Origin of the sequence: Sphingomonas segetis, assembly GCF_009720245.1 — a bacterium.
GTDB classification, from domain to species: Bacteria; Pseudomonadota; Alphaproteobacteria; order Sphingomonadales; family Sphingomonadaceae; genus Sphingomicrobium; species Sphingomicrobium segetis.
The window spans coordinates 1-14,843 of record NZ_WJSQ01000007.1 but is presented as its reverse complement, the minus strand read 5'-3'; the positions used below and the strand labels follow the sequence as shown (position 1 = coordinate 14,843).

Annotated in this window: 14 protein-coding genes and 1 pseudogene; 6 read left to right on the top strand and 9 right to left on the bottom strand. The window is 65.8% G+C overall.

Translation table 11 applies throughout. The annotated features are described in order from the left end of the window. Positions 1 to 5: 5 nt before the first annotated feature. The 4 genes from dapB to nth are packed head-to-tail and all read left to right on the top strand — an operon-like array spanning position 6 to position 3,869. The gene (gene dapB, locus GH737_RS01605) at positions 6 to 716 is read left to right on the top strand and encodes a 4-hydroxy-tetrahydrodipicolinate reductase (RefSeq protein ID WP_155263112.1); all 711 of its coding nucleotides are present in this window, start codon (positions 6 to 8) and stop codon (positions 714 to 716) included. Beyond that, positions 713 to 2,047, top strand: coding sequence for an APC family permease (locus GH737_RS01600; RefSeq protein ID WP_230558566.1), 1,335 nt, complete (start codon positions 713 to 715; stop codon positions 2,045 to 2,047). The genes dapB and GH737_RS01600 overlap by 4 nt, the downstream gene beginning before the upstream one ends. Continuing rightward, positions 2,044 to 3,105 (top strand): pyridoxal phosphate-dependent aminotransferase, encoded by a 1,062-nt coding sequence (locus tag GH737_RS01595; protein ID WP_155263111.1) that lies wholly within the window; start codon positions 2,044 to 2,046, stop codon positions 3,103 to 3,105. The genes GH737_RS01600 and GH737_RS01595 overlap by 4 nt, the downstream gene beginning before the upstream one ends. Further along, a complete protein-coding gene (gene nth / locus GH737_RS01590) occupies positions 3,102 to 3,869 on the top strand; it encodes an endonuclease III (RefSeq protein WP_155263110.1) in 768 nt (255 codons plus the stop codon). The genes GH737_RS01595 and nth overlap by 4 nt, the downstream gene beginning before the upstream one ends. Here nth and alr read toward each other — a convergent pair. Both alr and GH737_RS01580 read right to left on the bottom strand, forming a co-directional pair. After that, positions 3,754 to 4,776, bottom strand: a pseudogene (gene alr, locus GH737_RS01585) (alanine racemase); the annotation flags it as partial. The gene nth and the pseudogene alr overlap by 116 nt on opposite strands. A gap of 18 nt (positions 4,777 to 4,794) precedes the next feature. Next, positions 4,795 to 5,175, bottom strand: a complete 381-nt coding sequence (locus GH737_RS01580; RefSeq protein WP_230558565.1) for a GFA family protein — start codon at positions 5,173 to 5,175, stop codon at positions 4,795 to 4,797. A 37-nt stretch (positions 5,176 to 5,212) separates the two neighbouring features. On the opposite strand from GH737_RS01580, the gene GH737_RS01575 reads away from it, so the two are divergent. Then, positions 5,213 to 7,102 (top strand): winged helix-turn-helix domain-containing protein, encoded by a 1,890-nt coding sequence (locus GH737_RS01575; protein ID WP_155263109.1) that lies wholly within the window; start codon positions 5,213 to 5,215, stop codon positions 7,100 to 7,102. A 151-nt stretch (positions 7,103 to 7,253) separates the two neighbouring features. Here the strand turns inward: GH737_RS01575 and GH737_RS01570 are convergent, their stop codons facing one another. After that, on the bottom strand, positions 7,254 to 8,126 hold the full coding sequence (locus GH737_RS01570; protein ID WP_155263108.1) for a phytanoyl-CoA dioxygenase family protein: 873 nt from the start codon (positions 8,124 to 8,126) through the stop codon (positions 7,254 to 7,256). Positions 8,127 to 8,203: 77 nt separating this feature from the next. After that, positions 8,204 to 10,027 (bottom strand): glutamine--fructose-6-phosphate transaminase (isomerizing), encoded by a 1,824-nt coding sequence (gene glmS, locus GH737_RS01565; RefSeq protein ID WP_155263107.1) that lies wholly within the window; start codon positions 10,025 to 10,027, stop codon positions 8,204 to 8,206. Between the two features lie 72 nt (positions 10,028 to 10,099). On the opposite strand from glmS, the gene GH737_RS01560 reads away from it, so the two are divergent. Further along, positions 10,100 to 11,134 (top strand): proline iminopeptidase-family hydrolase, encoded by a 1,035-nt coding sequence (locus GH737_RS01560; protein ID WP_155263106.1) that lies wholly within the window; start codon positions 10,100 to 10,102, stop codon positions 11,132 to 11,134. Here the strand turns inward: GH737_RS01560 and glmU are convergent. The 5 genes from glmU to GH737_RS01535 form a co-directional block, all read right to left on the bottom strand. After that, positions 11,127 to 12,497: a bifunctional UDP-N-acetylglucosamine diphosphorylase/glucosamine-1-phosphate N-acetyltransferase GlmU gene (gene glmU / locus GH737_RS01555; protein ID WP_155263105.1), complete on the bottom strand. Its 1,371-nt coding sequence runs from the start codon at positions 12,495 to 12,497 to the stop codon at positions 11,127 to 11,129. The genes GH737_RS01560 and glmU overlap by 8 nt on opposite strands. 108 nt (positions 12,498 to 12,605) lie before the next feature. Next, complete coding sequence (locus tag GH737_RS01550; protein WP_155263130.1) at positions 12,606 to 13,034, bottom strand: ExbD/TolR family protein; 429 nt, start codon at positions 13,032 to 13,034, stop codon at positions 12,606 to 12,608. 28 nt (positions 13,035 to 13,062) lie between these two features. Beyond that, positions 13,063 to 13,545, bottom strand: coding sequence for an ExbD/TolR family protein (locus GH737_RS01545; protein WP_155263104.1), 483 nt, complete (start codon positions 13,543 to 13,545; stop codon positions 13,063 to 13,065). 69 nt (positions 13,546 to 13,614) lie between these two features. Then, positions 13,615 to 14,433 carry a MotA/TolQ/ExbB proton channel family protein gene (locus GH737_RS01540; RefSeq protein WP_155263103.1) on the bottom strand — a complete coding sequence of 273 codons (819 nt, stop codon included), beginning with the start codon at positions 14,431 to 14,433 and terminating at the stop codon, positions 13,615 to 13,617. A gap of 47 nt (positions 14,434 to 14,480) precedes the next feature. Further along, a partial coding sequence (locus GH737_RS01535) for an energy transducer TonB (RefSeq protein ID WP_155263102.1) occupies positions 14,481 to 14,843 on the bottom strand: 363 nt, incomplete at its 5' end.

Genomic DNA, 14,843 nt, shown 5'->3' with positions numbered 1-14,843 from the left:
CGGCAATGCGCACCGCCGACCAGCCGATCCGCATCAGCCTGTTCGCTCCGAACGGCCGCATGGGCAAGGCTATCGCAATGGCCGTTGCCGACGATCCCGGCTTTGAGATCGACCAGAACCATGGCGACGTGCTCGTCGATTTTTCCGCTCCGGACGCGCTGCAGGACAGCCTGGATCGGGCGATCTCTGCTGGAATCCCGATCCTCGTCGGGACCACCGGCCTCGACGAGAACGCCGACGAACGAATTGCCGAAGCCGCGAAGCAGGTCGCGGTGCTGCGTGCACCCAACACGTCGCTCGGGATCGCGGTGCTGGCCCAGCTCGTCGAGACGGCCGCACAATTGCTCGGGCCCGAGTGGGACATCGAAATCGCCGAGACCCATCACCGGATGAAAGCCGACGCGCCGTCGGGAACGGCCTGGCTCCTCGCCCAGGCTGCAGCTTGCGGGCGCGGCACCGACATCGATGCCGAGGCGGGCCGCGCGGGAACGGGCCTGAAGCGCAAACCGGGCGCGATCGGCTTCGCCTCCCTTCGCGGCGGCACCGTTGCGGGCGAGCACGACGTGATGTTCCTCGGCGAGAAGGAACGAATCGTCCTGTCGCATCGCGCCGAGAACCGCCTCATTTTCGCGCGCGGGGCACTCGCGGGAGCGCGTTTCCTCGTCGGCCGTCCCGTCGGTCTCTACTCGATGCGTGACGTCACCGGCGCGTTGTGAGCGCGCCCGACACCAGCTCCCATGGCCTCGCCCGCCGTCTGACCCTGTTCGACGCCACCATGCTGGTCATGGGCGGGATCATCGGCTCGGGCATCTTCGTCACTCCGGCGGAAGTTGCGCGGCACGTCGGCACGCCGCTGCTGGTCGTCGGCGTCTGGATCCTCGGCGGTCTCGTCGCCCTCGCGGCCTCATTCGTTTACGCCGAGCTTGCCGCCCGCCGGCCGGAAGTCGGCGGGCAATATGCCTATCTGCGCGACGCATACGGCCCGATGCCGGCGTTCCTCTACGGCTGGGCCCTGCTGCTCGTCATCGAGTCGGGAGGGATGGCCGCGGTTGCGATCACCTTCGCCCGCTATTTTGCCGACCTCGTCCAGATTGCGCTTCCAGACAGCGCCGTTGCAGTCGCGGTGCTCGCGCTCCTGACCCTCATCAACTGCATCGGCGTGCGCTCGGGCAGCAACGTCCAGAGCGCCCTGATGGTACTCAAGATCCTCGCCATTACAGCGCTGGTGGTTGTCGGCTTGTTGCTTGCCCCGGCGGCACCGGCAGAGATGCAGCCCACCTCGTCCGGCTCGCTTTCGACGCTCGCGGCGATCGGTGCGGCGATGACGCCGGTCATGTTCTCCTACGGCGGATGGCAGACGGCGAGCTTCGTCGCCGGCGAGATGCGCGATCCGCGGCGCGATCTTGCGCGCGGGCTGCTGCTGGGGGTTGCGGGCGTCGTGGTGCTTTACACCGCGGTCGCCTTCGTATGCGTCCTCGCGCTTGGGCCAGCGGGTCTCGCCGCCTCGAAGACTCCTGCGACGGACGTGATGCGGCTTGCCGTCGGCGAGCGCGGCGCGACCTTCATCGCGCTGGGCGTGACGATCTCCACGCTCGGCTTCCTCAGTCAGGGGATGCTGACGGCGCCCCGCGTCTATTTCGCAATGGCCGAAGACGGGCTGTTCTTCCGGAGCGTCGCGCGGGTGAACGCGACCACTCGCGTGCCGATGGTCGCGATCGCCCTCCAGGGCGTCGCCGCCGCGATCATCGCTGTTTCCGGCACCTTCGGGCAGATCCTGAGCTACGTCGTGTCGGTCGATTTCCTCTTCTTCGGACTGACAGGAATGGCTCTTTTCGTCTTTCGCCGCCGCGACGCGGATGAGCGCGCCAGTTTCAAGGTCCCGGGCCATCCGTTCACCACCGGCTTCTACATCCTCGCCTGCTGGATCGTCGTCGTGGCGACCGTGACCAACAATCCGCTCAACAGCCTGATCGGCTATGCCATCCTCGCCGCCGGCATCCCCGCCTGCCTCTACTGGCAGCGCAAGAAGCGCCGAGCGGCCGCATGAGGACGATGCGGTCGGATTACATGCATTGGGCGAAGTTCAAGCCGCCCGTCCGCTATCCGCTGACCGGAAGCGAGGTCCCGCACTTCCGCATGGACTCGCTGCCGGTGACGATCGCCGACCTCGATCTCGATGGCGCCAGCCACCCGCGCTACCCGCCGCTGCGGGAGGCGATCGCCGGCCGTTATGGCGTCCCGGTCGACCAGGTCGTCGCCGCCGACGGCACGTCGATGGCGAACTTCCTCGCCATGGCAGCGCTCATATCACCGGGTGACGAAGTGCTGATCGAGCTCCCGACCTACGAGCTGCTGCTCGGCGCGGCGAGCTTCCTCGGGGCCGAGATCAAGCGGTTCGAGCGCAAGCCGGAGGATGCGTTCCGCCTCGATCCTGCGACGGTCGAAGAAGCCATGTCGGACCGCACGCGCCTGATCGTCATCACCAACCTGCACAATCCGAGCGGCGCGCTGGCAAGCGAGGACGAACTCCGCAGCATCGGTCAGCTCGGAGCCCGCATATTGGTCGATGAAGTCTATCTCGACTCGGCCGTGCCGGCGCCGAGCAGCGCCGTGCATCTCGGCCCCGAGTTCGTCTGCACCAACAGCCTCACCAAGGTGTACGGCCTCAGCGGCCTGCGCTGCGGCTGGATCGTCGCTGAGCCGGAGCTTACCGAGCGCATGTGGCGGCTCAACGACTTGTTCGGAGTCAACCAGGCGCACCCGGCGGAGCGCCTCGCCTGCATTGCGTTCGAGCGCATCGATGAAGTGATCGGCGGCAATCCCGACCTGCTGGCGCGCAACCGCCACCGCTGGAATGCATTCGCCGAGTCGCGCGACGATCTCGACTGCATTCCCGCCAACCATGGCATCACGGCATTCCCGCGGTGGAGGGGCGGCGACACCCACCGACTCGATGCCTTGCTGCGCGAGCGCTACGACACGTCGGTGGTGCCCGGTCGCTGGTTCGAAATGCCAGACCATTTCCGCGTCGGCTTCGGCGTGCCGCTCGACGACTTTGAAGAAGCGCTGGGGCGCCTCGGCGCTGCGCTGGACGACCTCACGTGAAGCGGGACGAGGTTTTCGAATTCTTCCGTCGGCTCGCCGAAGAAAATCCGTCGCCGACGACCGAGCTGGAATCCGGAAATCCCTACCAGCTACTTGTGGCGGTCGTGCTTTCGGCCCAAGCCACCGATGCCAGCGTTAACATCGCCTGCCGTCCGCTGTTCGAGCGCATCACCAAGCCGCAGCAAATGGTCGACTTCGGCGAAAACGCTCTGCGCGACGCGATCAAGACCATCGGCCTGTTCAACACCAAGGCCAAGAACGTCATCGCGCTCAGCCAGGCGCTGATCGAGCGTCATGGCGGGGCAGTCCCACGCACCCGCGAAGAGCTGAAGGCGCTGCCCGGCGTCGGCCGCAAGACCGCAAATGTTGTCCTCAACACCGCTTTTGGCGAAGAAACCTTTGCCGTCGACACGCACGTCTTCCGCGTCTGCAACCGGACCGGGCTTGCGCCCGGCAAGACCGTCGACGAGGTCGAAACGAAGCTCGAGAAGATCGTGCCCCAGCCGTTCCGGCGCGACGCGCACCACTGGCTGATCCTGCACGGCCGTTATACCTGCAGGGCGCGGCTGCCCGAATGCTGGCGCTGCCCCGTGGTCGACCTGTGCCGCTACAAGCCGAAGACCCCGCCTCCGGAGGAGCGGGTCAAACCCACCGCCGCTCGAAGCGCGAGCCGAGGGTCGTCAAAAGCTCGTATTGCGAAAGGCCGGACTGCTTTGAAGCGGACGGCAAATCGTAATCGATCTCGACCCAATCGCCTTCCTTGAGACCGGGTGCGGCTCCGCAGCCGACGGCGATCAGATCCATCGACACCCGGCCGAGCACCGGCAGCGCGAACTCGCCGGCGAACGCCGAGCCGCGCGACGAAAAGCCGCGCAGATAACCGTCGGCATAGCCGATGTTGAGGATCGCGGCCTCGGTATCCTCGTCGGCGATGAACGTCGCACCGTAGCCGCAGCTTTCCCCCGCAGGGATCAGGCGCCGCTGGACGATCTCGGCATCGACGCGGAACACGTCGCGGATGTTCCCTTCCGCCTCGACGCGCGGAACGCCGCCGTAAACCGAGAGCCCGGGACGGACGAGGTCGAAGCTGTACTCGCGGCCGAGACAAATCCCGGCGCTGTTCGCGAACGCATAGCGCTTCGCCGGAACTGCCGAGGCGACGGTCCGAAACCGCTCCAGCTGCATGCCGTTCATTGCACTGTCCTCGTCGGCGCGCGCGAGATGGCTGTGCAACGTTTCGATCGCAAGCCCGTCGAGCAGCCCGATCTCGGTGGGCCTCAGCCCCAGCCGGTTCATCCCCGTGTCGACCATTACGTCGCACGGTCGTTCGGGCGCGACCTCTTTCCAGCGCGCAACTTGGCCGGGGGTATTGAGGCACGGCCGCGCGAGGAGTGAGAGGGCCGCCTCCGCATCCTTGGGCCCGGCGCCGTGAAGAACGACAACGCTGGTCCCCAGCGGCATCGGCCCGAGCGCTTCGGCCTCGGCCCAGCTCGAGACGAAAAAGTCGCGGCACCCGGCTTCGTAGAGCGCATGCGCGGCCTCGCGCGCGCCGAGACCATAGCCGTCGGCCTTCACCGCTGCACCGGCGGGCACGCCGGCACGATCCTGAAGCCAGCGCCAGTTTTCCTGGATCGCCGTGCGGTCGATTGTCAGGCGCAGCGGGCGGTCCATGGGGGCGCCCTAACTCCGCTAGTCCTGCGCGTCGAGGCTCGCTTTGGCCGCTTCCCAGTTCCGCCCATCGAACCGTTCGATCGCGAGCTCGACGGGCTCATCGAGGCAATTGGCGTTTACGCTCCAGCAGTCGGGGTGCGAACGCGGCTGATAGAAGCTCTTCACCCCACAATAGCGGCAGAAGAGGTGCTTCGCCGCCCCCGTGCCGAAGCGGTACTCCGTCAGCGCGTCGCGGCCGGTTACGAGTTCAAAATCCTCGTGCGACACGTTGATGTGGACGTAGCCCGTCATCCGGCACACCGAGCAATTGCAGTCGAGCGCCGGCACCGGCGGCTCGGGTACCTCCGCCTCGAACCGGACCGCTCCGCAATGGCAGCCGCCAGTCACCTGAATCGCCACGCTTTTCCTCCAACACGAACAGGATTACACCATCGCCATGGGGGAGGCGAAGCACGACGGTCTAGCCATACCCGGCCGCGTCGTTCTGGCGCGTGAACTGGCGTTTACACTCGGAGCCCTCAGGGTCCATCCGTCGACGCGGCAGGTGGAAGCCGACGGCCGGAGCGAGACGCTGGAACCGCGCGTCATGCAGGTGCTTGTGGCGCTCGCCCGCGCGAATGGCGCCGTGGTAACCCGCGAGGAGTTGGTCGAAAGCTGCTGGGACGGCGTGGTCGTCGGAGACAATGCGGTTCACCGAGTCCTTTCGCGCTTGCGCCAGATCGCGCTGCAAACCGATGCCGGCTTCACCATCAAGACCATTCCGCGCGTCGGATACCGGCTGGCGACAGCGGATCGGCAATCCCCGGGTTCCGAACGCGAAGCCATCGATGATGGCAGCCGGCCGGCGCACCGACCTCTGCTGATCGCGCTGTCGCTCGCGGCAATCATTGCCGTTGCCGGGACCCTCACCCTTGTCGCACGCCAGCGCACGCCGGAGGCGGCGCCACCCGCGACGATCGCGATCGATCCCTTGAACACGCCCACGAACGACGGCGCAGCACAGACGCTGAGCCTCGCTTTGTCGGCGGACGTTTCCCAAATCGTCGCCGGCAACGCCCGGCATCTGGCCATCGTCGATCCAGCCAAGGCGCACGCGGTCTTTTCCGTGGCCGGAAACGCGGAAACCATCGGGGCGGACGTGCACGCCGCAGTCCGCCTGATCGATGTAAAGACCGGCGCGATCCTATGGTCCGACAACTTTGTCCGTCGGACGAGTGAAATTGACTCGTTGCGCGAGGAACTCGCCATCCGACTGGCCGACGTGTTGTCCTGCGGTCTCAAACCGACCGAGGTCCGCCGCAACCAGCTCGAGCTCGATACCGTGAGGACTTTTCTCAAGGCATGCGAAGTAAAGCACATCGACGTGCAGCAGGCTGAGGCCACGGACCTCTTCGGAGACCTGACGGAGCGGAATCCGACTTTCGCGGCGGCGTGGTCGGAATATGCCCTGGCCCTGGCACGGCGCAGCTCCCTGGGTGGTGGGACCGCGACGCCCAGGCAAATCGAGAGCGCGGCGCGGCGCGCGCTCGCGCTCGATCCGAACCAGGCCGGACCCTATCTCGCCTTGCTGAACACCCTTCCGCCGTCGGACTGGGTCGGCCGTCACCGGCTTCTCGAGGAGGCGGCAAGAGCGGACCCGGACGATCTGGGCGTGCTTACTGCGCAGGCCGGGCAATTGGCGAGTATCGGTCGAGTGGCGGACTTGCTGCCGCTCGCGGAACACGTCGCCCGAGCGGAGCCGATGGTCCCTGCTGCCTACAGCAACCTCGCCGAGGCCTATGCCTATTCGGGCCGACTGGAGGCGGCGCGAAAGGTTCTCGCCGGAGCCTATCGTCGCTGGCCTGACGACGCGTTCACCGGCGAGCCTAGATTCGAGATCGAGGCACGTTTCGGCAACCCCGCCGCGGCAGCCGCCATGCTGAAGGGCCAGAGCAGCCTGTCGCGCTATTCCGCCCGTCAGCGCTCGGCATGGCTCGCGCTGATTGCAGCGCGAACCTCGGGAGATCGAGCCCGAGCTTCTCGCCGCCTGGTTCAGCTTGCTCGGGACGCGGACCCTGGCGAGACGATCGACCTCATCCAGCACCTGGCGATGCTCGGACGGACGGACGAGGCATATGCCCTGGCGTTAAAGTTACCGCCGCTGTCCGGAGTCTTCGCCGATGTCTGGTTCCGCAATTACATGGCGCGATTTCGCCGCGACCCGCGCTTCCCGGCGCTGATGAAGAGTCGGGGCGTGGCCGCGATCTGGCGCGAGAGCCGGCTGATGCCCGACTTTTGCAGCGAGGAGTCGCTTCCGTATCGGTGCACGGACCTCGTTTCAAACTAGGTCTGGAATTGGCACGTGCCAAAAGCCATCGACCAGATCGGCCGTGCGGATCGCCTCCTGCGAATCCGGCCGGCGGCGCGGTTTGCAATCGGGCAGCTGAGAACCGCCGCTGCGCCCAAGCGTGCCATCTGCATGTTCGGGGCACGGTCGATCAGTCGGTACAGTGCGGCCCCGGCCGTTCGTAGAGGTGTTCGAAATGTACCAGCGCCTGCCGCGGCCCAAGCCGCACTGGCTGGCCGTCCCGGAACGCCCACTCGCCGCGGTCGCAGTCGCCCGCGCGCACGTAGCCGTTGATATAGAGCCGCCGCTTGTGGTCGGACGAATTCTTGCCTGACCCGTGGACCAGATAGGGGCTCCACAACGCCAGGTCGCCGGGCTCGAGGAGCAGGTCGATCGCATCATTCTCGGAATGGCCGACGGCTTCGAGCGCGTCGTTACTCATGGCGGTCCCCAGCGTCTTCTTCGAGCGGTCCATGTCGAGGTCGCCGCGCACGTGGCTGCCCGGAATGATCCGCATGCAGCCGGACTCCGGCGTGTGCGGGTCGATCGCGAGACCGGTCTGAACGTAAGCGGTGCCAAGGTTGCGATAGGCCGATTGCGGGGTCCTGAAGCGGCTGTCCTGGTGCCACGCGAAATCGCCGAGCGAGCCCGGCGCCTTCCAGTGGACCTGGTTGATGATCTGCTTGAGGTCGCCACCGATTAGCGGCTCGAGCAGCTCCGCGAAGCGCGTGTCCAGCCGCACCGCATTGAGCACCGGCTGATGATAGGACGGCCACTGCACCATCCGCACCAGCGGTTCGCTGCCCTCGCTCGCCCGGGCGACATTGTAGAAGAGGTTACCGTGCCGGAAGCACCGCCCGTGCGCCGCGCCCTCGCCGTAGAGCTGGTCGAGCGCGGTGCTGATTCCTTGCAGCTCGACGCGGTCGAAGAAGCCCCGGACTATCGCATATCCCTCGCGCCAGTAATGCGCGAGGTCGGCATGTATGCCGTTCGGCTCATCCCTTCGCAGCGGCTGCGAAGCCATGATCGTTCTCCCACCCCGAGCTGGAGAATACAGCAACTCTTTGACTTTTCCATTAATTTTCCGCGCACTGGCGGTAATTATTCGACCGTGACGCTCTTCGCGAGGTTGCGCGGCTGGTCGACGTCGGTGCCTTTCAGCACCGCCACATGATAAGCGAGCAGCTGCACCGGCACCGCATAGACGAGCGGTGCGATCAGCGGATGCACCTCGGGCATTTCGATCGTTGCGATGCACCCCTCGCCAGCTTCGGCGATGCCGCGCGCGTCGCTGATGAGGATGATCCGTCCGCCCCGAGCGCGGACTTCCTGCATGTTGCTGACCGTCTTCTCGAACAGCGGCCCCGATGGCGCGAGAACGATTACCGGCACATTGTCGTCGATCAGCGCGATCGGGCCGTGCTTCATCTCGCCCGCCGCATAGCCCTCGGCGTGGATGTAGCTGATTTCCTTGAGCTTCAGCGCGCCTTCGAGCGCCATCGGATAATCCGGACCCCGACCGAGATAGAGCACGTCGCGCGCAGGGGCGACAAGGTGCGCCATCGCGGCAATCTCGTCATCGTGGTTGAGCGCGGCGTTGAGCGCGGCCGGCGCTTCCTGAAGGTGGGCGACGATGTCCTTTTCTTCCGCGCGGCTAAGCCGGCCCTTGGCGATCGCGAGATTCGCCGCGAGCGCCGCGAGTACGGCGAGCTGGCAGGTGAAGGCCTTGGTCGAGGCGACTCCGATCTCGGGGCCGGCATGGGTCGGCAGCAGCAGGTCCGCCTCGCGCGCCATCGAGCTGGTCGGCACGTTGACCACAACAGCGATGCGCTGCTGCTCGGCGCGTGCGTGGCGCAGCGCCGCGAGCGTGTCCGCGGTCTCGCCCGACTGGCTGATGAACAGCGCCAGCCCGCCGGGCTCAAGCACCGGCTGCCGGTAACGGAACTCGCTCGCCACATCGATGTCGACCGGGACCCGCGCGAACTGCTCGATCCAGTATTTGGCGACCAGCCCAGCGTAATAGCTCGTCCCGCAGGCGACGATGGTGACGCGGTTCACACTCGCGAGGTCGAGGTCGCCGGTCGGAAGCACCACCTCTCCCTCGAACGGCCGCACGTAGCTCTGCAGAGTCTGGGCAACCACGATCGGCTGCTCGAAGATCTCCTTCTGCATGTAGTGGCGGTAATTGCCTTTCTCGACCGGGGCGGACGAAGCGCCGGATTCGACGATCTCGCGCGTGGCCGGCTGATTGTCGCTGTCGAAAATCTCGATGGCATCCCGACGCACCACCGCCCAGTCGCCTTCATCGAGATAGGCGATCCGTTGCGTCCACGGAGCCACCGCCAGCGCGTCCGAGCCGAGGTAATTCTCGCCGTCTCCGTAGCCGACCGTCAGCGGCGCCCCACGCCGCGCGCCGATGATCAGCTCGGGATGGTCGCGGAACAGGAAGGCGATCGCGAAAGCGCCGGTCAGTCGCGGCAGCACGGTCGCGACCGCGTCCTGCGGCGATGCGCCGCGCTCCACCGCACACGCGACGAGATGGCCGACGACTTCGGTGTCGGTCTCGCTCTCGAACGTGCGCCCCTCGGCAATCAGCTCGTCGCGGAGCGGCTTGAAATTCTCGATGATCCCGTTGTGGACCAGCGCCACCGGACCGACGATGTGCGGGTGCGCGTTCCCGACCGTCGGCGCGCCATGCGTAGCCCAGCGCGTGTGCGCGATGCCGGTGGTGCCGCGGAGCGGATGGGCGCCCAGCTCGCGCGCCAGATTGTCGAGCTTGCCCTCGGCGCGGCGGCGGTCGAGCTCCCCATCGCTGATCGTGCAAATCCCGGCCGAGTCATAGCCGCGATATTCGAGCCGCTTGAGCCCGTCGAACAGCCGCTGGGCGACGTCGCCCTTCCCGACAATCCCGACGATCCCGCACATTAGGCCAGCATCACTCCTTTGAAGCGCCTCGGCGCCACGCTATGCTTGGCATAGCAAGCTTTGGGGGCCGGCATGTCGCGCACATTGGTGTTGGCCGCAAGCGCGGCCTCGTTCCTGGCAGCAGCATGCAATCAGTCATCGAAGCAAGCTCCGGCGCAGCAGGCCGCAGCAGCATCCTATTATGACAACAGCGGCCATCCCGACGCCTGGAGCGGGGGCGCTCGCCTCATCCCAATCTCGACCCCGAAGGGCAAGTTCCACGTGTGGATCAAGCGCTCCGGCAACAATCCGCGCCTGAAGCTCCTCCTGCTCCACGGCGGGCCGGGCGCGACCCACGAATATTTCGAGGCATTCGACAGCTTCCTGCCGAAGGAGGGCGTCGAATACTATTATTACGACCAGCTCGGCTCGGGCTTCAGCGATCAACCGAAGGGCGACGATCTCTGGACGATCCCGCGCTTCGTTTCCGAGGTGGACCAGGTCCGGCAGGCGATCGGCGGCAACAAGGACAATTTCTGCCTGTTGGGGCACAGCTGGGGCGGCATCCTGGCAATCGAATATGCGCTCGCGCATCAGGACCAGGTCAAATGTCTGGTCATTTCGAACATGATGGCGTCGATCCCAGCCTACAACGTCTATGCGAAGAATGTCCTCGAACCGCAGATGGATCAGGCCGCTCTCAAGCGGATCAAGGCGATGGAGACGTCCGGCAAGACCGAGGACCCGGCCTACATGGGGCTGCTCATCCCCAACTGGTATCAGCAGCACATCCTGCGTAGACCTGTCGATCAGTGGCCGGACCCGGTGAACCGCGGGTTCGGCCACATCAATCGTCACCTGTACGTGCTGATGCAGGGCCCGAGTGAAATGGGCGCGAGCGGCCGTCTCGAAAAATGGGACCGGTTCGCGGACCTCAAGCGCATCACCGTCCCTACGCTGGTCATCTCAGGGAAATACGACACGATGGACCCGCGCTACATGGCGGCGATGGCCAGGCAGCTGCCGCGCGGTGAACTCGCCGCCACGAACGGCGGACACATGGCCATGTACGACGACCAGGCGACCTACTTCGCGAAGCTGACGGCGTTCCTTCGGAAGTTCAGATAGGCCGCGGTTCTTCGGCCGCTTTCCGCCTCATCCGCTGGCGGAAGCGCTTGGCCCAGCCGGCGATCCCCTTTTGCTCGCTGCGCTCGACGGCGAGGCTGTCCGCCTCCACGTCGCTCGTGATCACCGACCCGGCGCCGACGATCGCGCCGTCGCCGATGCTGACCGGAGCGACCAATGCCGTGTTGGAGCCGATGAACGCGCCCGCTCCAATCTCCGTGCGGTACTTGCCGAACCCGTCGTAATTGCAGGTGATCGTCCCCGCGCCGATGTTGGCGCGCGCCCCGACCGACGCGTCGCCGATGTAGGACAAGTGGTTGACCTTCGCGCCTTCGCCGACATCCGCCTTCTTGAGCTCGACGAAATTGCCGACCTTGCTGCGTTCGGCGAGGCGGGTTCCAGGCCGGATCCGCGCGAACGGGCCGATGCTGGCCTTGGCGCCGACGATCGCGCCTTGGATATGGCTGAACGCTTGGATCGTGGCTCCGTCCGCGACCTCCACCCCGGGGCCGAAGACGACGTGCGGCTCGACCGTGACGTCGCGCCCGAGCTTCGTATCGTAGGCGAACCACACGCTTTCGGGATCGATCAGGGTCGCGCCTTCCTGGAGAACCTGCTCGCGCCGGCGCCGCTGCCATTCGAGCTCGAGGTGGGCGAGCTCGGCGCGGCTGTTGACGCCCGCGGTCTCGTAAGGATCGCCTTCGATGACCACCGCCTCGCGCCCTTCCGCGGCGGCGATGTTGACCACGTCGGGCAGATAATATTCGCCCGCGGCGTTGTCGTTGCCGACCTTGGCGAGCCAGCGGAACAGGTCGCGCCCGCGCACCGCCATCATGCCGGAATTGCACAGGCGGACGGCTCGCTCTTCTTCGGTCGCATCCTTGTACTCGACCATCTGGGCGATGCGGTCACCCTGGCCAAGGATGATGCGCCCGTACTTGAGCGGATCGGGCGGGCACGATGCGAGCACGACCACGCCGGGCCCACCGTCGCCGTCGAGCCGGTCGAGCATGCGCCGCAGCGTCTCCGCCTCCACGAACGGCGTGTCGCCGTAGAGGATGAGGACAGGCCCATCGTAGCCGGCAAGCGCCTCGGCCGCTTGCTGCACGGCATGGCCGGTGCCTTTCTGCTCCGCCTGGAACGCCACGGCGACGTCACGCCCGGCGATCGCTGCCTCGACCTGCTCCCGGCCCTTGCCGACGACGACCACGCGCTTGTCGGCGCCGAGCGCATCGACGCGGTCGAGGAGGTGGAGCAGCAGCGGACGACTCGCGATCGGGTGGAGCACCTTGTGGGTGTCCGAACGCATGCGCGTCCCCTGCCCGGCAGCCAGGATGACGACGGCGAAGCGGCGCTGGTCGCTCATGGCGGCGAGCAATGGCATGGTGCCCTGACGAGCGCCAGTATCCTATCCACATGAAAAGGGCGGCTCCCGAACCCGGAAGCCGCCCCAAAGCCTAAGCTCCGCGCGCGTCTAAAAAATGCCGCTCGCGTAATATTCGTTCCCGACGAAGCCCATCTTCTGGACGTGGGCCTTCTTGGTGATCGCCAGCACTTCGTCGACCAGTTCATAGCGCGCGGTGGCGTCGGGCTGCAGGTGCAGCTCGGGAACCGGGTTCATCTGCTGAGTCACCTCAAGGTACGACCGCAGCTGTTCCTTCGAGATCGGGTTGCCGTTCCACGTGATCTGGCCCTGTGCGGTGAGGCCGACCGTGTTCTTCAGAGGCTCGATCGGCGGCGGCGGTGCATTCGTATTGACCGGCAGGTCCAGCTTCACCGCATGGGTCTGAGGCGGGATGGTGATGATGAGCATGATGAGAAGGACCAGCATCACGTCGATCAGCGGCGTCGTGTTGATATCGAGCATCGGTTCGCCCGAATCATTGTCGGTGGTGGTTTGCATCGACATGGCGATTACTCCTGGGCTTGCATTACCGCGGGGCGACCGCTTCGTTCGGCGGCGGCTGGGAAATGAACCCGACCCGCTGGAATCCCGCCTGCTGCATGGTGATGATGGTCGCGCCGATGCACTTGTACGGCGTGTTCACATCGCCGCGGATATGCGCCTCGGGCATATTCTCTTCGGTGATGTTCTGGACACCGCCGACCTTCTTGATCTGGTCCTCGAGCTTCTTGACGGCGAGGTCCAGCAGCTCCTTCTGATCAACCTTCTTCATCAGCCAATAAACTTCGCACGTACCGTTCGGACCGCCGCGGACGCTGAGCGAGACGTTGTCGGGCTTGGTGACCGTCGGTTCGTACGACACTTTCGGCAAGGTCACCGGAATGCGCTGGACCACAACGGGAATGGTGATCAGGAAGACGATCAGGAGCACCAGCATCACGTCGGTCAGCGGGACCACGTTGATATCCGATATCGCGGTGTCGTCGTCTTCTAGTACTTGTCCTGCCATGCGGCTGGGTTCTTTCCTGGCTTAATCGGAATGCGGAAGCCCGGCACAACGGCCGGGCCCCGCCCCGGATTACTTCGCGTTCGTCGGCGTCGCCTCGGCGCCGGTCGCCGTCCGGCCCGTGCGCAGCGGCTCGCTGCCGGGCTGCGTCGGAGCGCCGCTGGACTTCGTTTGGGCGCTGCCCTTCACTGCCGGCCCAGTCGTTCCACCGAGCCGCGGCTTAACCATGCCCGCCGACATCAGATAGCCGTGAAGGTCGTTCGTGAACGCCGCCAGATCCTCCATGATCGACTTGTTGCGGCGGATGAGCCAGTTGTAGGCGAGCACCGCCGGGACCGCGACGACGAGGCCGAGCGCGGTCATGATCAACGCTTCACCGACCGGGCCGGCGACCGTGTTGATCGACGCGTCGCCCGAGGAGCCGATCTTGATCAGTGCGCGGTAGATGCCGACGACGGTGCCGAACAGGCCGATGAACGGCGCAGTCGAGCCGACGGTCGCGAGGAAGGCAAGGCCTTCGCCGAGACGCGCGCCGATCGCGCCCTGGCTGCGCGCCAGGCTGTTGGACATCCAGTCGTGCTGGTCGATCGGGTCGGTCAGCTTGCTGTGCTGCTCCTGCGCAAGCAGCGCATCGTCGACGATCGAGCGATAGGCGCTCTTCGTATCGAGCTTGGTGGCTGCTTCACGAAGGCTGGGCGAGTTCCAGAAGCTCGCGCGCACCTTCCGCCCCTGGCTGATAATCTTCTGCTGCTGCATCAACTTGGTGAACAGGATGTAGAAGGAGAAGATCGACATCCCCACGAGGATGATGAACACGGACCATGCAATGATGCCGCCCTGCTCGAGCGCGGGACCAATGCCGTATTGGGCTGCTGCCTGTTCTGCTTGCATAAATCGTGCTTCCTTTTGAAAACCTGTCTTGAAAACCTGTCGGGTGATTAGCCTTCGAGCTGCCACCGGATCGGCGGGGTCGTAATCGTGTCACTGGTCGCATTGCCGTTACTGTCGCGCGCCGGCGTGAACTTCGCGCGGCGGCGAAGGATGTTGCACGTCGCGGAATCCAGCGCGCTGTTGCCGGTCGAGCGGACCAGGTTGCAGGACTGGACGCGGCCGTCCGCGCCGATCGTCAGCGACGCCTGGGCCGTGCCTTCCGCACCCGCCGCGGCGGCGGAAGCGGGATAGTCGTCAGCGCTGAACAAGGTCCGCAAATCACCCCTGGCGCTCTGCGCCGAGACCGTCTTGTGCGGTGGCGGCGGAGGCGGCGGCGGCGGAGGCGCCGAGACGACCGGCGGAATGACCGG